General features: G+C 67.1%; 19 protein-coding genes. 8 read left to right on the plus strand and 11 right to left on the minus strand.

What is annotated here, in order from left to right; genetic code table 11:
- Positions 1-53 precede the first annotated feature (53 nt).
- The 6 genes from aat to ACP7CK_RS03510 form a co-directional block, all read right to left on the minus strand.
- Entirely contained in the window at positions 54-740 is a 687-nt protein-coding gene (gene aat, locus ACP7CK_RS03485; protein ID WP_426025122.1) for a leucyl/phenylalanyl-tRNA--protein transferase, read from the minus strand.
- A complete protein-coding gene (locus ACP7CK_RS03490) occupies positions 737-1,753 on the minus strand; it encodes a 2-hydroxyacid dehydrogenase (RefSeq protein ID WP_426025123.1) in 1,017 nt (338 codons plus the stop codon). The genes aat and ACP7CK_RS03490 overlap by 4 nt, the downstream gene beginning before the upstream one ends.
- 28 nt (positions 1,754-1,781) lie before the next feature.
- On the minus strand, positions 1,782-3,134 hold the full coding sequence (gene accC, locus ACP7CK_RS03495) for an acetyl-CoA carboxylase biotin carboxylase subunit (protein WP_426025124.1): 1,353 nt from the start codon (positions 3,132-3,134) through the stop codon (positions 1,782-1,784).
- A gap of 9 nt (positions 3,135-3,143) precedes the next feature.
- Positions 3,144-3,632: an acetyl-CoA carboxylase biotin carboxyl carrier protein gene (accB, locus tag ACP7CK_RS03500; protein ID WP_426025125.1), complete on the minus strand. Its 489-nt coding sequence runs from the start codon at positions 3,630-3,632 to the stop codon at positions 3,144-3,146.
- Positions 3,633-3,679: 47 nt separating this feature from the next.
- Positions 3,680-4,126 carry a type II 3-dehydroquinate dehydratase gene (gene aroQ, locus ACP7CK_RS03505; RefSeq protein ID WP_426025126.1) on the minus strand — a complete coding sequence of 149 codons (447 nt, stop codon included), beginning with the start codon at positions 4,124-4,126 and terminating at the stop codon, positions 3,680-3,682.
- A 258-nt stretch (positions 4,127-4,384) separates the two neighbouring features.
- On the minus strand, positions 4,385-4,783 hold the full coding sequence (locus ACP7CK_RS03510) for a hypothetical protein (RefSeq protein WP_426025127.1): 399 nt from the start codon (positions 4,781-4,783) through the stop codon (positions 4,385-4,387).
- A gap of 363 nt (positions 4,784-5,146) precedes the next feature.
- On the opposite strand from ACP7CK_RS03510, the gene thiS reads away from it, so the two are divergent.
- On the plus strand, positions 5,147-5,344 hold the full coding sequence (thiS, locus tag ACP7CK_RS03515) for a sulfur carrier protein ThiS (protein ID WP_426025128.1): 198 nt from the start codon (positions 5,147-5,149) through the stop codon (positions 5,342-5,344).
- Here the strand turns inward: thiS and ACP7CK_RS03520 are convergent, their stop codons facing one another.
- Together ACP7CK_RS03520 and ACP7CK_RS03525 are read right to left on the minus strand one after the other, a co-directional pair.
- The gene (locus ACP7CK_RS03520; protein WP_231492408.1) at positions 5,345-5,722 is read right to left on the minus strand and encodes a type II toxin-antitoxin system VapC family toxin; all 378 of its coding nucleotides are present in this window, start codon (positions 5,720-5,722) and stop codon (positions 5,345-5,347) included.
- 5 nt (positions 5,723-5,727) lie between these two features.
- The gene (locus ACP7CK_RS03525) at positions 5,728-5,997 is read right to left on the minus strand and encodes a type II toxin-antitoxin system Phd/YefM family antitoxin (protein WP_292147312.1); all 270 of its coding nucleotides are present in this window, start codon (positions 5,995-5,997) and stop codon (positions 5,728-5,730) included.
- A 115-nt stretch (positions 5,998-6,112) separates the two neighbouring features.
- Here ACP7CK_RS03525 and ACP7CK_RS03530 point away from each other — a divergent pair, with 115 nt between their 5' ends.
- Positions 6,113-6,895, plus strand: coding sequence for a HisA/HisF-related TIM barrel protein (locus ACP7CK_RS03530; RefSeq protein WP_035305070.1), 783 nt, complete (start codon positions 6,113-6,115; stop codon positions 6,893-6,895).
- Positions 6,896-7,075: 180 nt separating this feature from the next.
- Here ACP7CK_RS03530 and ACP7CK_RS03535 read toward each other — a convergent pair whose 3' ends face one another.
- Entirely contained in the window at positions 7,076-7,825 is a 750-nt protein-coding gene (locus tag ACP7CK_RS03535) for a tRNA1(Val) (adenine(37)-N6)-methyltransferase (RefSeq protein WP_372704750.1), read from the minus strand.
- Positions 7,826-7,955: 130 nt separating this feature from the next.
- Between ACP7CK_RS03535 and ACP7CK_RS03540 the strand changes: the two genes are divergently transcribed.
- Together ACP7CK_RS03540 and ACP7CK_RS03545 are read left to right on the plus strand one after the other, a co-directional pair.
- Positions 7,956-8,972, plus strand: coding sequence for a polyprenyl synthetase family protein (locus ACP7CK_RS03540; protein ID WP_154725207.1), 1,017 nt, complete (start codon positions 7,956-7,958; stop codon positions 8,970-8,972).
- Between the two features lie 4 nt (positions 8,973-8,976).
- Positions 8,977-9,630, plus strand: a complete 654-nt coding sequence (locus ACP7CK_RS03545; RefSeq protein ID WP_426025129.1) for a squalene/phytoene synthase family protein — start codon at positions 8,977-8,979, stop codon at positions 9,628-9,630.
- Here ACP7CK_RS03545 and trmFO read toward each other — a convergent pair.
- Positions 9,627-11,021, minus strand: a complete 1,395-nt coding sequence (gene trmFO / locus ACP7CK_RS03550; protein WP_426025130.1) for a methylenetetrahydrofolate--tRNA-(uracil(54)-C(5))-methyltransferase (FADH(2)-oxidizing) TrmFO — start codon at positions 11,019-11,021, stop codon at positions 9,627-9,629. The genes ACP7CK_RS03545 and trmFO overlap by 4 nt on opposite strands.
- Positions 11,022-11,092: 71 nt before the next feature.
- Here trmFO and ACP7CK_RS03555 point away from each other — a divergent pair, with 71 nt between their 5' ends.
- Genes ACP7CK_RS03555 through ACP7CK_RS03565 form a run of 3 tightly spaced genes read left to right on the plus strand, consistent with a single transcriptional unit; the run spans position 11,093 to position 13,780 of the window.
- On the plus strand, positions 11,093-11,893 hold the full coding sequence (locus ACP7CK_RS03555) for a hypothetical protein (protein ID WP_426025131.1): 801 nt from the start codon (positions 11,093-11,095) through the stop codon (positions 11,891-11,893).
- A complete protein-coding gene (locus ACP7CK_RS03560) occupies positions 11,886-12,869 on the plus strand; it encodes a hypothetical protein (protein ID WP_426025132.1) in 984 nt (327 codons plus the stop codon). Before ACP7CK_RS03555 ends, ACP7CK_RS03560 begins: the two co-directional genes overlap by 8 nt.
- Positions 12,870-12,898: 29 nt before the next feature.
- Positions 12,899-13,780 (plus strand): hypothetical protein, encoded by an 882-nt coding sequence (locus tag ACP7CK_RS03565; RefSeq protein ID WP_426025133.1) that lies wholly within the window; start codon positions 12,899-12,901, stop codon positions 13,778-13,780.
- Between the two features lie 28 nt (positions 13,781-13,808).
- Here the strand turns inward: ACP7CK_RS03565 and uvrA are convergent, their stop codons facing one another.
- Entirely contained in the window at positions 13,809-16,754 is a 2,946-nt protein-coding gene (gene uvrA, locus ACP7CK_RS03570) for an excinuclease ABC subunit UvrA (RefSeq protein ID WP_426025134.1), read from the minus strand.
- A gap of 130 nt (positions 16,755-16,884) precedes the next feature.
- Here uvrA and ACP7CK_RS03575 point away from each other — a divergent pair, with 130 nt between their 5' ends.
- A complete protein-coding gene (locus tag ACP7CK_RS03575) occupies positions 16,885-17,169 on the plus strand; it encodes a hypothetical protein (protein WP_426025135.1) in 285 nt (94 codons plus the stop codon).
- Positions 17,170-17,175 lie beyond the last annotated feature (6 nt).

Below are 17,175 nucleotides of genomic sequence, written 5' to 3' on the forward strand. Positions count from 1 at the left end.
CGACGCCAGCTCAGGCTTGTCCGGACAGGACAGCAATCGTGTCCGGACAGGGATCAGGCGGGATGAAGCGCCCAGTCCACCGCTTCGGCTCCGGTCATCGGCACGATCAGAGCCGTCTCGTCCACCGCTACCTTCAGTGCGGGCTTCAGCCGCCTCAGATAGGCGGCCTGCGGCGTCTCCACCGCGCCGAATTGGCTGAGGTGCTCAGTCAGGAACTGGGCGTCCAGCAGGGTCCAGCCGCCTTTTCTCAGGCGCGCGACCAGATGGACCAGCGCCACCTTGGAGGCGTCGCGTTCGCGGCTGAACATGCTCTCGCCGAAGAAGGCGCCGCCCAGGGAGACGCCGTACAGGCCGCCGACCAGCCGCTCGTCCTTCCAGCATTCGACGGAATGGACGAAGCCCTGGGCGAACAGGGCGGCGTACAGCCGGCGGATCGGGGCGTTGATCCAGGTGTCCTCGCGCTCGGGCCCCTGGGCCGCCGCGCAGCCGTCCAGCACGGCCTCGAAGGCGGTGTCGACCCGCACCTCGAACGGTTCGTTGCGCACGGTGCGGCGCAGGCGGGTGGGGATGTGGAAGGCGTCCAGGGGTATGACGCCGCGCTGCTCAGGCTCGATGATGAAGACGCGCGGATCGTCGCGCGTCTCGGCCATCGGGAACACGCCCCGGGCGTAGCACCCCAGCAGGTCCTCGGGGCCGAAGCCGTCGAATGGCCCCTGGGCGCGGTAGTCCGGCTCGGTCATGGGGCGGGGCGGACCTGGTCGGCGGTGACGCGATTGGCGGGGACGCGTCCGGCCTCGATCTCGGCCAGACCCGACAGGGTGGTCACGGCGATGGCCGTCAGCGCTTCTTCGGTCAGGAAGGCCTGGTGGCCGGTGACCAGGACATTGGGGAAGGTCAGCAGGCGCTGGAACACGTCGTCCTGAATGATCTCGTTCGACAGGTCCTCGAAGAACAGATCGCCTTCCTGCTCATAGACGTCCAGGGCGACGCCGCCGACGCGGCGGCTCTTCAGCGCGTCGATCAGGGCCTGGGTGTCGATCAGGGCGCCCCGGCTGGTGTTGACGATCATCACCCGCGGTCGCGCCGCCGCCAGGGTGGGGCCATCGATCAGGTGGCGCGTCTCCGGCGTCAGCGGGCAGTGCAGGCTGATGATGTCGGACTGGCGCAGCAGGGTTTCGCGATCGACGTAGCGGACGCCGATCTGGGTCAGGGCCGGATCCTCGACCACATCGTGGGCCAGCACCTCGCAGCCGAAGCCCAGTTTCAACGCCCGCGCCACCAGGGCGCCGATCCGTCCCGTGCCGACGACCCCGGCCGCCCGCCCCGACAGGTTGCGGCCGATCAGGCCGTCCAGGGCGAAGTTGTTCTCGCGGACGCGGGCCGCGGCGCGGGGGATGTTGCGGTTCATCGCCAGCAACAGACCCAGGGTGAACTCGGCGACCGCCTCGGGCGAATAGGCCGGCACGCGGATGACGGTCAGGCCCAGGGTCTCGGCGGCGCGCAGATCGACGTTGTTGTAGCCGGCGCAGCGCAGGGCCACGGCGCGCACCCCGCCCTGCGCCAGTCGGGTCAGGGCGGCGGCGTCCAGCCGGTCGTTGACGAAGACGCAGACGGCGTCGAAGCCGTCGGCCAGCGGGGCGGTGGTCTCGTCCAGCCGCGCCTCGAACCAGGACAGGTCGTGGCCGAAGTCGGCGTTGGCCAGGTCGAGGAACCGGCGGTCATAGGCCTTGGTCGCAAAGACCGCGATACGCATGGGCCGGTTCCTCTGATTTCGCCGGGCGTCAGGCGTCGCCCTTCTGTCGGGCGGCCCACTTCTCCAGCCAGTGGATGTCGTAGTCGCCGGACAGGATGTCGGGCTCCTGCAACAGCTTCTGGAACAGGGGGATGGTGGTGTCGACGCCGCCGACCACGACCTCGTTCAGCGAGCGCTTCAGGCGCGCGATGGCCTCCTCGCGGTCGCGGCCGTGGACGATCAGCTTGCCGATCAGGCTGTCGTAATAGGGCGGGATCGAATAGCCGGCGTAGATGGCGCTATCCAGCCGCACGCCCAGGCCGCCGGGGGCGTGGAAGTCGGTGATCTTGCCCGGCGAGGGGGTGAAGGTCTCCGGGTTCTCGGCGTTGATCCGCACCTCGATGGCGTGGCCCTGGAACTCGATGTCCTCCTGGGTGAAGGACAGCGGCAGGCCGGCGGCGATGCGGACCTGTTCGCGGACCAGATCGACGCCGGTGATCATTTCCGTAACCGGATGCTCGACTTGCAGGCGGGTGTTCATCTCGATGAAGAAGAACTCGCCGTCCTCCCACAGGAATTCGATCGTGCCGACGCCCAGATAGCCGATGGCGGCGATGGCCTTGTTGACCGTTTCGCCGATCTGCTTGCGACCCTCGGCCGACAGGGCGGGCGAGGGGGCCTCCTCCAGCACCTTCTGGTGACGACGCTGCAGCGAGCAGTCGCGTTCGCCCAGGTGCACGACGTTGCCGTGGCTGTCGGCGATGACCTGGATCTCGATGTGGCGCGGCTTCTGGAGGTAGCGCTCCATATAGACGGCGCCGTTGCCGAAGGCGGCCTTGGCCTCGGACTGAGCGGTCTGAACGGCCTCGACCAGGTCGTCAGGCGTCAGGGCCACCTTCATGCCGCGTCCGCCGCCGCCGGCCGCCGCCTTGACGATCAGGGGGAAGCCGATGGACTTGGACGCCTCGATGGCGGCCTCGACCGTCTCGACCTCGCCCTTGGAGCCGGGGACCACGGGGATGCCGGCGTCCATGACGGTCTGTTTGGCGCTGATCTTGTCGCCCATGACCCGGATATGCTCGGGCTTGGGGCCGATGAAGGTCATGCCGTGAGCCTCGACGATCTCGGCGAAGCGGGCGTTTTCGGACAGGAAGCCGTAGCCGGGGTGGATCGCCTGGGCGCCGGTGATCTCGGCCGCCGCGATGATCGAGGGGATGTTCAGATATGACTTGGCCGCCGAGGCCGGGCCGATGCAGACGCTTTCGTCGGCCAGCCGCACCCACATGGCGCCGCGGTCGGCTTCCGAGTGTACGGCGACGGTGGAGATGCCCATCTCCTTGCACGCGCGGTGGATGCGCAGCGCGATCTCGCCGCGGTTGGCGATCAGGACCTTGGTGAACATCAGCGCGCCTTAGGCTTCCAGCAGGACGAGGGGCTCGCCGAACTCGACCGGCTGGGCGTCGCCGACCAGGATCTCGGCCACGACGCCGTCGCGCGGGGCCTGGATCGGGTTCATGGTCTTCATGGCTTCGACGATCAGCAGGGTCTGGCCCTTCTTGACCTTGTCGCCCGGCTGGACGAAGGGCGGCGCCTCGGGCGAGGCCTGCAGATAGGCGGTGCCGACCATCGGCGACTTCACCTCTTCACCGGCGCGGGCGACGATGGTCGCCGGGTCCGACGGCATGGAGACCGGAGCGGCGGCGGCTGCGGGCGCAGCGGCCGCCGCCGGGGCGGCGGCGTACTGGACCGGGGCGGCGTGCATGGTGATTTCGCGCGCGACGCGGATGCGCAGCTCGCCGCGCTCGACCTCGACCTCGGTCAGGTCGGTTTCGTTCAGGATCTCGGCCAACTGGCGAACCAGGGCGGCGTCGATCTCGGCGTGTTTCTTGTCATCGGCCATTGGGGTGCGCCTTTGTCTTTCGTCTTGGAATGCGAACGGGTCGGCCCTCAGGCGCGTTCCCGAACCTTGGTGAGAGCCGCCTGGACGGCCAGTTCATAGCCGACCGCGCCGAAACCGGCGATGACGCCGGTCGCCGCGGACGACACATAGGAGTGATGACGGAACGCTTCGCGCGCCGCCGGATTGGACAGATGAAGCTCGATCACCGGGATCGACAACGTCTTCAATGCGTCGTGCAGGGCGACCGACGTGTGGCCATAGGCCGCCGGGTTGATGATCAGGGCCTGCGCGCTCTCACGCGCCTCCTGGATCCAGTCGACCAGGACGCCTTCGTGGTTGGTCTGACGGAACACGATCCGGGCGTCGCCCGCGCCCTTCATGCAGCGCTGTTCGATGTCCGCGAGTGTGTCGCGACCATAGATTTCCGGCTCCCTCACCCCGAGAAGGTTGAGATTGGGGCCGTTCAGCACATAGATGACGGACGTGTCGGACATCGGTTCTCGAATCGAGGCTCCGGAATCGGGCGACCTCTGACGGTTCAGGGGCGGCCTTGTAGCTTAGGCGCGGCGCGGGTCAAAGCGCAGCGTGGAAACGGGTTGACCTAACGTCATGCGCGCGGGCGTCAACGGCTTTCCCGTCGCAGGGGGCGTGAAGAGCGGGGAAAAGGGGGAGGGCGGATGGTTTGCGGGGCGTGATTTTAAGCTCCCCCGGCCCAAGCGCCTTGCGACGAGGTTGAGAAGCCTGAGGCAGGTCTAGCCTTCACTTGAGACTTCTATCACGGGAATGCGGCTTCCCGCGTTGTCAGTCGCTTCGATTCTTTCAAACAGAGCCGCGCTCGCTATGAAGGAAAAGGGGAGTAGAATGAGACCGAAGCGGGCCAAGGTGAGCGCACGCTTGAGGCTTCGGCTGTAGTTGTCTGTCTTTTCGCCCACGATGATGCCGAACCATCTATGTGAGGATTGTGGGCTGTAGAGGTCCGGAACGACGCGGTAGTCGCCGTGTTTCAAGCGTTCCTTCGGAAGCAGCCTGGCTGCGACGTGCATTCCTCGCCAGTAGGCGAAGAACGCCAGAAGTGACGGCGATATAGCTAACGTGCTGAGGAGCCAAGACATGGCGGCGATCTGAGCATCGCCTTCCGGAGTCTGCAACACGTCGATTTACGAACCGGACTTCAGGTTCGGCTCCCGACATCACCCAGAGCCCAGGCGGTGTTCAAAAGGGTTTGCTGATCGCGCGCTCACCTTCGATATGCCCAGCCCCTTCTCCGTCACCCTCGGGCTTGACCCGAGGATCGGGTGCGGATCGGGCTTTGCGCCGGGATGGTCGCACAAGCGGCGGGCCGCTCGATCCTCGGGTCAAGCCCGAGGATGACGGGCGTGGTGAGCGAGGATGACTGTGCGTACGGGAATGCCCCATGCCCTTCACGCCAAAACGCGCTATGTCACCACCTCAATCGCCGGCGTGAAAAGCCCAGCCTTTCCACCCCGCGCATTTAAGGCATCGAGGCAGACGGTTTGCTTATTCAAGTCAACGGCGATCCACGCGAGGTCTATGCGACGACCGTGACGGAGCTGGTCGAAGAACTGGCGCTGGACCCTCGCAAGGTGGCGGTCGAGCGTAATCTGGAGATCGTGCCCCGGTCGCTCTACGCCGTCACCGCCCTGGCCGAGAGGGACCGGATCGAACTGGTCCAGTTCGTCGGCGGGGGGTGATCAGACCTTGAGGACGGGGCCGGGGTAGAAGGCGATCTGCCGGTCGGCCGTCAGCAGTCGCATGCCTTCGGCCATGGCCTGGGCGATAAGCAGCCGGTCGAACGGGTCGCGGTGGATCAGCGGCAATCCTGCCAGTTCCAGCGCGTGCAGGCTGGTCACCGGAATTTCCTCATAACCCGCGTCCAGCAACTGGCGGCGGAACACTAGGGCGTCCACGTTGAAGTCAGGTCGCTTCAGGCCATGCTTGACTACGACCTCCCAGATATTGACCGCGCTGAACACCAGTTGATTGTCGGGATCGGCCATCAAGGCTTCCGCCTTGGCGGGAAGTCGTTTGCGATCCTCCGACGCCCAGAGCAGCAGGTGGGTGTCGATCAACAGCCTCATTGGCCGTCGCCGCCCTCGTGAACGCCTTCGCCATAGAACATCGCCTCGATTTCGGCCTGTCCCATGGTGTCGAAGTCGTCGGGAATTTTCGTCTGGCCGCGCATGAAACCGAACCGACGCGAGGTGTCGATCGGCGTCTCTTCGATGGGGACCAGTTTGGCGATGGGCTTGCCCGCCTTGGCGATGGTGATGGTTTCACCCTTGGCCGCACGGTCCAGCAGGCGCGACAGGTGGGTCTTGGCCTCGTGGACGTTGACCGTTTCCATGCGTCGCTCCAGGTGAACTTAGTCCACTTAGTTTAGTCCATCGGGGGCCATCTCGCAACGCGGCGTGATCGATCCGCCCTTTCGCATCGGGCGCGACAGGACTAGGTCACCACCCATGACCGATACAGCTCCCGAAACCTGGTCCGTCGCCGGCCGCACCTTTACCTCGCGCCTGATCGTGGGCACCGGCAAATACGCCGACTACGCCCAGAACGCCGCCGCCGCCGAGGCGGCGGGGGCCGAGATCGTGACCGTGGCCGTGCGCCGGGTGAACCTGACCGATCCGAACCAGCCGATGCTGGTCGACTATGTGAAGCCCGACCGTTTCACCTTCCTGCCCAACACCGCCGGCTGTTTCACCGGCGAGGACGCGGTGCGGACCCTGCGCCTGGCGCGCGAGGCGGGGGGATGGAGCCTGGTCAAGCTGGAGGTGCTGTCCAACACCGCCCACCTGTATCCCGACATGATCGAGACGCTGCGGGCGCTGGACCTGCTGATCAAGGACGGGTTCGACGTCATGGTCTATTGCACCGACGACGTGGTCATGGCCAAGCGGCTGGAAGACGCCGGGGCCGCCGCCATCATGCCGGCCGCCGCCCCGATCGGCTCAGGCCTGGGTATCCAGAATGAGGTCAATGTGCGCCTGATCGTCGAACAGGCCAAGGTGCCGGTGCTGGTGGACGCCGGCGTGGGCACAGCCTCGGACGCGACCCGGGCGATGGAGCTGGGCTGCGACGCCGTGTTGATGAACACGGCCATCGCCGGGGCCAAGGATCCGATCCGCATGGCGCGGGCGATGAAGCATGCCGTGATCGCGGGGCGGGACGCCTATCTGGCGGGGCGGATGCCCAAGCGGATGTATGCGGATCCGTCGTCGCCGCTGGCGGGCCTGATTTAGGGAACTTCATAGACCCTCTCCCGCTTGCGGGAGAGGTGTCGCGTCGATCGGCGAAGCCGATCCAGCGACGGAGAGGGGAGTCTCGTCCAGAAGATGACTTCCCCCATCGTCAGGCGTGTCGCTACGCGCCACGACCTGACACTTCCCCCGCAAGCGGGGGAAAATCGCGGGCGCCAGACCCTACCAATCCAGCGCCGCCTCGCCCCTCAGGATCGCCTCGGCCTCGGGCGTGTGTTTGGCCCCCGAGCGATCATGCAGCACCAGGGGCGGAAGCAGGCGCAGGGGGGCCTTGCCGGTCTTGATCGCCTGGACCAGCACGCGTTTGGCAGGCTCGTCGGCGAAGGGCTGGACCGGGCGGATGGCGAAGGAGCCGGCCTTTTCGCCCAGCAGGGTCAGCAGGTCCGCCAGACGGTCGGCCCGGTGGATGATCACGATCCGGCCGCCCTCGCGCACCGCTTTCAGCAGCAGGCCGGTCCAGGCGGACAGGCCGTCGTCGGCCATCCAGGCGCCCTGTTTGCCGGGCGCCGGGGCGCGCAGGGCGCCGGGGTCGTCGAAGAAGGGCGGGTTCGACACGGCCCAGTCGAACGGGGGCAGGTCCAATGGACGGAACCCGTCGGCCACGTCGCCGTCGAGAATCCTGATTCGATCAGCAGATTGATTCAGGTCGGCGTTCTCGCGCGCGAGGCCAGCGGCGACCGAATCGCGCTCCAGCCCGGTCAGCGAAACTCCGGCATGACGGGCCGCGATCTGCATCAGCACGGCCCCGGCGCCGCAGCCCGCCTCGAACAGGCGGTCGCCAGAACGGGGAGCGACGGCGGCGGCCAACAAGGCTGCATCCATGCCCGCCCGATAGCCGCGTGCGGGCTGACGCAGGCGGACACGCCCGTCCAGAAGAGCGTTCTCGACGACATCCGGGGCGGCGGGAGCCATGTCCAAGCCTCAATCTCCTTGACCCTCCGTGGGCCTATCACCATTGTGCGCCGCATCGCGATCCGGCAAGCGGACGCGGTCGGAATTGCCTGACGCGGCCCAGGTCGCGCGACGTGTGAAAGAATATCCCTTGGACGCAGTCCTCGCCGCCTCTCCCCGTCCGAAGGGGGATGTGAACGCCCTCGTCCGGCTGGCCGGAACCGACATGGCCGAGGTGGATGCATTGATCATTGATCGGATGCAGTCGGATGTGCCGATCATTCCTAAACTGGCGGAACACCTGGTTTCGGCCGGGGGCAAGCGCCTGCGGCCCCTGCTGACCGTCGCCGCCGCCCGCGCCTCTGGCGCCGAGGGCGACATCCTGTCGCCGAAGAAGCTGGCCGCCGCGGTCGAGTTCATCCACACCGCCACCCTGTTGCACGACGACATCGTCGACGCCTCCGAACTACGGCGCGGCAAGGTCGCGGCCCACCTGATCTGGGGCGCGCCCACCAGTGTTCTGGTCGGCGACTTCCTGTTCGCCCGCGCCTTCGAACTGATGGTCGAGACCGATTCGATGCGGGCCCTGGGCATCCTGGCCCAGGCGTCGCGGGTGATCTCGGAAGGCGAGGTGCTGCAACTGACCCGCGCCCACGACCTGAACCTGGACCAGGCCACCTATCTGCAGATCATCTCGGCCAAGACCGCCGAACTGTTCGCCGCCGCCGCCGAGGCGGGGGCCGTGGGCGCCGGCGCCGATGCGGCCGCGACCGCCGCCCTGCGCGACTATGGCATGGCTCTGGGCATCGCCTTCCAGCTGGCCGACGACGCCCTGGACTATGGCGCGACCGCCGAGGCCCTGGGCAAGAACGCCGGCGACGACTTCAACGAGGGCAAGGCCACCCTGCCGCTGCTGCTGGCCGTGGCCCGCACCCGGGGCCGCGAGGACGATTTCTGGGAGCGGACCGTGACCAAGGGCGAGCGCACGCCCGAGGACTTCGCCCGCGCCCGCGAACTGGTGGTCGGTTCCGGCGCCATCGGCGCGACCCTGGATCTGGCCGGCGACTATGCCGATCAGGCCAAGGCCGCCCTGTCGGTCCTGCCGGCCTCGGACTGGCGCGCGGCCCTGGAAGACCTGGCCGATTTCGCCGTTTCGCGTGCCGCCTGAACCTGTGAATGAACCCGATCCGGCGGCGACGGTCGCGGCGAGCCTGGACGCCCAGGTTCGCGCCGCCGATCTGGACCGCTGGCTGTCCAGCCGCCTGGTCGCCGACGACCGCGCCCGCGCCGATCTGATCACGCTGTACGCCTTTGAGGCCGAGCTGATGTCCATCCCGACGCGCGTGACCCAGCCCCTGCTGGCCGAGATGCGCTACACTTGGTGGGCGGAACAGCTGGACGGGGTCTTCGCCGGTATCCCCCGCAAGGGCCATCCGGTGCTGGAGGCCCTGACCGACCTAGTCGCCCGCCACGCCCTGGACCGCGCCCCCTTCGACGCCCTGATCGAGGCCCATATCGGCCGGGTCCACGGCGAACCGCATGACCTGGACGCCTTCTACGTCGGCCCGATGCAGGCGGCGGTCCATGTCCTGGCCGGTCCGGGCCACGCCGACAAGGTGGTCGAGGCAGGGCGGGTGCGGGGGCTGGGGCAGGTCGGGCGGATCGACGAGGCGAAGGCCGCGCGGCCCAAGGCCAACGCCGCCTTGAAGGGCTTGCCGGCCGAGGGGTTCCCGGCCGTGGCCTCGGCCGCCCTGACGACGCCCGACGAGCCGGAACCGGTCAAGCGCCTGCGACTGATCTGGGCGACGGTGCGCGGACGGGTTTAGCCCGCGTCCCGCCAGGCCTTCAGGCTCTCCATCGCCCGGATGCTCTGCAGCCGCTTCTTGGCCCGGCCGCGTTCCTTCGGGTGGATGCGTTTGCCGTCTTCATCGACCTTGGGCGCCTCAAGCGGCGGCAGCAGGCCATAGTTGATGTTCATCGGCTGGAACTTGGACCCTTCCAGGTGCCCGCCGGTGATGTGTTCGACCAGGGCGCCCATGGCGGTCTCGGGCGGGGGCGCCGACAGGTCGCGGCCCAGCGCTTGTGCGGCGGCGAGGCGGCCGGTCAGCAGGCCCATGGCCGCGCTCTCGACATAGCCCTCGACCCCCGTGACCTGGCCGGCGAAGCGCAGACGGGGCATGGCCTTGAGCCGCAACTGCTTGTCCAGCAACTGGGGACTGTTCAGATAGGTGTTGCGGTGCAGGCCGCCCAGACGCGCGAACTGAGCGTTCTGCAGGCCAGGGATCATGCGGAAGACCTCGGCCTGGACGCCGTGCTTCAGCTTGGTCTGGAAGCCCACCATGTTGAACAGGGTGCCCAGGGCGTTGTCCTGGCGCAGCTGGACGATGGCGTAGGCCTTGACCAGCGGGTCGCGCGGGTTGGTCAGGCCTACGGGTTTCATCGGGCCGTGGCGCAGGGTCTCGCGGCCGCGTTCGGCCATGACCTCGATCGGCAGGCAGCCGTCGAAATAGGGGACGTGCTCCCAGTCCTTGAACTCGGCCTTGGGGCCGTTCAGCAGGGCGTCGATGAAGGCCTCGTACTGGGGCTTGTCCATCGGGCAGTTGACGTAGGCGGCGGCGTCGCCGCCCGGGCCTTCCTTGTCATAGCGCGACTGACGCCAGGCGATGTCGAAGTCGATCGAGTCAGCGTGGACGATCGGGGCGATGGCGTCGAAGAAGCTGAGGCTTTCCTCGCCCGTAGCCTTCAGAATGGCCTCGGCCAGGGCGGGCGAGGTCAGGGGGCCGGTGGCGACGATGACATTGTCCCAGTCCTCAGGCGGCAAGCCTGCGATCTCCTCGCGCACGATGGTGATCAGCGGATGGGCCGCCAGTTTCGCCGTCACGGCGGCGGAGAAGGCGTCGCGGTCCACGGCCAGGGCGCCGCCCGCCGGCACCTGGTTGACGTCGCCGCAGGCCATGATGATCGAGTCCAGCGCCCGCATCTCGGCGTGCAGCAGGCCGACGGCGTTGTATTCCCAATCGTCCGACCGGAAGGAGTTGGAGCAGACCAGTTCGGCCAGGCCGTCGGTCTGGTGAGCGTCGGTCTTTACGCCTGGGACGCCGCGCATCTCGTGCAGGATCACAGACACGCCGGCCTGGGCGATCTGCCAGGCGGCCTCCGAGCCGGCGAGGCCGCCGCCGATGACGTGAATAGGGGAGGGAGAGGGAGAAGCAGTCATCGCGGCCTTCTAGCGGTCGTCTGGCGTGATGTCATGATCCCCTGCTATGTCTGAGGCGGGGACATGGGGCGATGATCGTGACGAACGACAGGCGATTGCGGCTGGGCGAGGCGCTGAAGGCGTCGGTCGTCGGCCTGGTCAGGGCGTGGCGTTGGGCCTGGGGCGCCATGGCGGTCTGCGCCCTTGTGTGGGCCGTGCGACCCTTCATGGTCGGCGTCCTGGGCTGGGTTTGGGCGGCGGCGGCGCTGGTCGCCGGCCTCATCCTGATCGGCGCCCTGGCGCGCACGGCGATCAGCGACGACCGAAACGACGCGCGGCGGCTGGGCCTGGGGGCGACGGGTCTGCAACTGGGTTTGCCTGAACTGCGCTTGCTGGGCGCCGCCCTGCTGTGTGCGGTCTTCATGGCCATGATCCTGTCGGTCGTGGCCCTGGTGCTGCTGGCCGTGTTCGGCATGGCCGAGCTGAACGCCGAGGCGATCCGCCTGCGGGACTGGGCCGAGGTGGGTCCGATCTGGAAACTGGTCCTGCTGGCGGTCGTGACCCTGCTGGCCTTCTACGGCGTGCTGGTGATGGTCGTGCGCCTGTCGCTGTTCGTCCCGGCCACCCTGGGGCGCGGACACATGGTGTCCCTGAACAGCATGGGGATCGCCCAGGGCCGTTTCCGGCCTCTGCTGGGCGGACTGATCGTGGTCGGCCAGCCGAAGGTGGCGCTGTTGGTGCTGACGGGCGGGGGACTGCTGTCCGGCCCTATCGGCTGGATCGTGTGGGCGGTGGTTCTGTCCGCCGTAGAGGCACCTCTGACGGTGGCCTTCCTCGGCGCGGCCTATCGCCGGCTGGAATATTGGACGCCGCAAGGAGCGACGCATGACTGAAACCTTTTCCATCGGCGAGGCCATGGCGACGCCGGGTCGGGTCATCCGGCGGCATCCGCTGGCGGTCTTCGTCTGGGGTTTCGTGATGATGGCTTATAGCCTGGGGGGCGCGGCCCTGATGTTCGGCACCCTGGCCAACCTGCCGCTGGGCGAAGGCGCCGAGCCGCCGCCCGAGATGTTAGGGCAGATGATCGCGTTTCAAGGCGTGTCCATGCTGCTGAATGTCGGCCAGATGCTGTTGGCGGTGGTCATCTGGGCCGCGACCATGCGGGCGACGCTGATGATCGGACGGCTGGATCGGTATTTCTTCATGCGGATCGGGATAGATGAACTGCGTCTGGCGGTGGTAGCTTTGGCCTTGTTTCTGGGGCCATATATCGTCGTATTTTTGCTTGTTCTCTTTTGGGGCGGGTTAAGTGCTCTGTTGTTCTTGACGAATTATTTGGATCCCAAACCTCTATTGGAAACAGTTGAGGGGCTTTTGGCTGTTGTTTTGACAATCACCCTGATCGCGGCGGTCGCCGTGGCCATGGCGCGTTTGTCCCTGATCGCCCCGGCGACGATAATGCTGAAGCGGTTCGCCTTCGTCGAAGGCTGGACGCTGGGCAAGCGCCGGACCCTGCCGTTGCTGGGCCTGCTGGTCTGCGCCTGGATGGTCTATCTGGTCGTCTATTTCGTCCTGGCCTTTGTCGTGATCGTCGCCCTGTTCGCCAGCGGTGTTCTCGCGGACATCACGGCCCAGTCGCCTCCCGCCACCCTGGGCGAGCTGTTTCCATCGCCGCCGGTGTTGGCGACGGTGGCCGGGCTGATGCTCGTGCCCGGCGGCTTTGTTTATGGGGCGGTCATGACCCTGCTCAGCGCGCCCTTCGCCTCCGCCTGCCGTCAGCTTCTGGATGGGCCGTCCGGCGCCGTGTTCGCCGCAGCGACGTCGCCCACAGCCACCTCGGCGGGCGACGCGGCCGACACGATGGTCTAGGATCGCGCCAATCTGATCTGGAGTGCAGCATGAGCTTTTCCGCCACCGACGCGGCGTTCGAAGGATTTCGGGTGGTGCGTCGCCATCCGGTGACAGCCCTGATCTGGGGCCTGGCCTATCTGGTCCTGTATGTGGCGACCTTCGGTCTGGGCGCCGGCCAATGGGCCGCGATCATGGCCTCGGCCCAGACGCTGGAACAGTCGTCCAATCCGTCGCCTGAGGAGATGATGGCCCTGGGGCAGGCCTATATGGGCCTGCTCGTCTGGTTGGCGCCCCTGGGCCTGGTGATCGGGGCTGTGCTCAGCGCCGCCGTGGCGCGGTCGGTGCTGCGGCCCGCCGAGAACGCCTGGGGCTATCTGCGGTTGGGCATGGACGAGGTTCGGGTGTTTGCGGTCACGCTGGCGATCGGGGTGATCGTCGGGCTTTTGTGCGGGGTGCTTTCCGCCATTGTCGTGGCCGTGTTCGGACTCGGGGTCGCCTCGGGTCAGGCGGTCATGTATCTGCTCGCCTTGATCCTGGGCCTGGCCGCGGCGGCTCTCGTGATCTGGCTTTCGATCAAGCTCTGCCTGGCCGTGCCGATGACGATCGACCGGCGCAAGTTCACCCTGTTCGAGTCGTTCAAGGCCACCAACGGCCAGTTCTGGCCCCTGCTGGGCATGGCGATCATCGCCGTGATCATGAGCCTGATCGTCAGCATTCTTGGCACGATCATCAGCGCGGGCACGGATCTGGCGACCGGCGGCATCTCTGTTCTGGCGGGCATGGACGGCCTGTCCACCCTGGATGTCCTGGCGCGCGCCTGGCCCGCCATCCTGGTCTGGTCCGTGGTCAACGCCCTGATGTCCGCCCTGCAGCTGGCGGTGCTCTATGCGCCCTTCTCGGCGGCGTGGCAGGGTTTGCGGGACCGCTGACCCGACCCGCAAACCGGCGGTGAAGGCGTCAGGCCGACGCCTTCACCCGCTTCTTCTTCACAGGTTCGCCCACCGACCCGCCAAGCGCCGCGACCCGCGCCTTGCGGCGGGTCTCGTGCCGGTCCAGCACCTCCTTGAGGTATTTGCCGGTCCAGCTGGCGCTGTTGTCGGCCACCTGTTCCGGCGTGCCGACCGCGACGATCTCGCCGCCGCCGTCGCCGCCCTCGGGGCCGAAGTCGAGCAGATAGTCGGCGACCTTGATGACATCCAGATTGTGCTCGATCACCACGATGGTGTTGCCGGCCTCGACCAGTTCCTGAAGCACTTCCAGCAGTTTGCGCGTGTCCTCGAAATGCAGGCCGGTGGTCGGCTCGTCGAGGATGTAGAGGGTGCGGCCGGTGGCCCGTTTCGACAGTTCCTTGGACAGCTTGACCCGCTGGGCCTCGCCGCCGGACAGGGTGGTCGCCGGCTGGCCCACCTTGACATAGCCCAGGCCCACGCGCTCCAGCGTCAGCATCTTGTCGCGGATCGGCGGCACGGCCTTGAAGAAGGTCGCCGCCTCCTCGACCGTCATGTCCAGCACGTCCGAGATCGACTTGCCCTTGAACACGATCTCCAGGGTCTCGCGGTTGTAGCGTTTGCCCTTGCAGACGTCGCAGGTGACATAGACGTCGGGCAGGAAGTGCATCTCGATCTTGATGACGCCGTCGCCCTGGCAGGCCTCGCAGCGGCCGCCCTTGACGTTGAAGCTGAACCGGCCGGGGCCATAGCCGCGCGCCTTGGACTCCGGCAGACCGGCGTACCAGTCGCGGATGGGGCCGAAGGCCCCGGTGTAGGTCGCCGGGTTCGAGCGCGGGGTGCGGCCGATGGGCGACTGGTCGATGTCGATGACCTTGTCGAAATGCTCCAGCCCCTCGATCCGGTCGAAGGGGGCCGGGGCGTCCGACGCATTGTTCAGGCGCCGCGCGGCGGCCTTGTACAGGGTCTCGATGGTGAAGGTGGACTTGCCGCCGCCCGACACGCCCGTGATGCAGGTGAAGACGCCGACGGGGATTTCGCCGGTCACGCTCTTGAGGTTGTTGCCGCTGGCGCCGCTGATCTTCAGCATCCGCTTACGGTCGATGGGACGGCGGCCGTCGACGGGGATCTCGATCTCGCGCTCGCCGGTCAGATATTTGCCGGTCAGGGAGTTGGGATTGGCCATGACCTCGGCGGGCGTGCCCTCGGCGCAGACCGTGCCGCCGTGGACGCCGGCGGCGGGGCCCATGTCGATGACATAGTCGGCGGTCAGTATGGCTTCCTCGTCATGCTCAACGACGAGCACCGAGTTGCCCAGGTCGCGCAGCCCCTTCAGGCTTTCCAGCAGGCGGGTGTTGTCGCGCTGGTGCAGGCCGATGGACGGCTCGTCCAGCACATAGAGCACGCCGGTCAGGCCCGAGCCGATCTGCGACGCCAGACGGATGCGCTGGCTCTCGCCGCCCGACAGGGTGCCGGAGGATCGCGACAGCGACAGATAGTCGAGGCCGACGTTATTCAGGAATCGCAGCCGGTCGCCGATCTCCTTCAGGATGCGGCGGCCGATCTCCATCTGCTTGTCGCTGAGCGCCTCGGGCAGGGCCTGGACCCAGTCGTAGGCCTTCTTGATCGACAGGGTGGAGATGTCGGCGATATCCTCGCCCCCGACCTTGACCGCCAGGGCCTCGGGCTTCAGCCGCTTGCCGTGGCAGGCGTCGCACGGGGTCTCGGATTGATAGCGGGCCAGTTCCTCGCGCACCCAGGCGCTGTCGGTCTCGCGCCAGCGACGCTCCAGGTTCGGCAGCACGCCCTCGAACGGCTTGGAGACCTCATACTTGCGGGCGTTGTCGTCGTAGGTGAATTTGATCTTCTCGGCGCCGGTTCCATAAAGGATCGCCTTGTGCGCCTGGGCGGGAAGCTCGCGCCAGGCCACGTCCATCGAGAAGCCGTAGTGGCGGCTGAGCGACTGAAGCGTCTGGGTGTAGAGGGGCGAGGGGCCGCGCGCCCAGGGGGCGACGGCGCCCTTGTGCAGGCTCTTGTCGCGGTCCGGGATCACCAGATCGGCGTCGAAGGCCAGTTTGACCCCCAGGCCGTCGCAGACCGGGCAGGCGCCGAAGGGATTGTTGAACGAGAACAGCCGCGGCTCGATCTCGCTGATCGTGAAACCGGACACCGGACAGGCGAACCGTTCCGAGAACAGCAGGCTGCGCGGCGCGGTCTCGCCCTCGGCCGTGCTCGCCCATTCGGCGTTGGCGATGCCGTCGGCCAGACCCAGGGCGGTCTGCAGGCTGTCGGCGTAGCGGGCTTCCTGGTCAGGCTTGGTGACGATCCGGTCCACGACGATGTCGATGTCGTGCTTGAACTTCTTGTCCAGGGTGGGGGCTTCGTCGATCGGATAGAATTGGCCGTCGATCTTCAGCCGCTGGAAGCCCTGGCGCTGCCACTCGGCGATTTCCTTCTTGTATTCGCCCTTGCGGCCCCGGACGACGGGGGCCAGCAGCATGATCCGCTCGCCGTCCGGCAGGGCGACCAGCTTGTCGACCATCTGGCTGATGGTCTGGCTCTCGATCGGCAGGCCGGTGGCGGGGGAATAGGGGACGCCGACCCGCGCCCATAGCAGGCGCATATAGTCGTGGATCTCGGTGACCGTGCCGACGGTCGAGCGCGGGTTCTTGGACGTCGTCTTCTGTTCGATGGAGATGGCGGGGGACAGCCCCTCGATCAGGTCCACGTCCGGCTTGCCCATCAGTTCCAGGAACTGGCGCGCATAGGCCGACAGGCTCTCGACATAGCGGCGCTGGCCTTCGGCGTAGATGGTGTCGAACGCCAGGGACGACTTGCCCGAGCCTGACAGGCCGGTCATCACCACCAGCTGTTCGCGGGGAATGTCGAGGTCCACGCCCTTGAGATTATGCTCGCGGGCGCCGCGAACGCGGATGAAGTTGTGCTTTTCGGTCATGCTGTCCGGGAACGCGGGAAGGGCCGGGCGGGTCCGGCGCGACATCGCTATATGGGGATGAATCGCGCGATTGAAGCAAGAACAATGTGGGAACATTGCGGCGCCCTGTGGGCTGAGGTATCGTCGGCGCATGGCCGAGGGTTTCGGCATCCACCTGAATGAGGATCAGGCCCGCCGGCTTAAGGCGGCGGCCGAGGCGGCGGGGCTGGACCCGACGGCCTTTGCGATCCAGACGCTGGAAGGCGTGATTGGGGATATCGGCATCGCAGGCGTGAGCGAATATCCGGCCTCCTGGGTCTCGGAGGACGCGGAACGCTGGGCCGAGTATGAGCGGACGGGCGTGACCGTGCCGCTGGAGGATGCACTTCGCGATTTTCACGACAACTTGGCGCGGCGCCTGGCGGAGAAGCGTTGAAATATC

Source organism: Brevundimonas sp. TSRC1-1, assembly GCF_049898245.1.
Taxonomy (GTDB): Bacteria; Pseudomonadota; Alphaproteobacteria; order Caulobacterales; family Caulobacteraceae; genus Brevundimonas; species Brevundimonas mediterranea_A.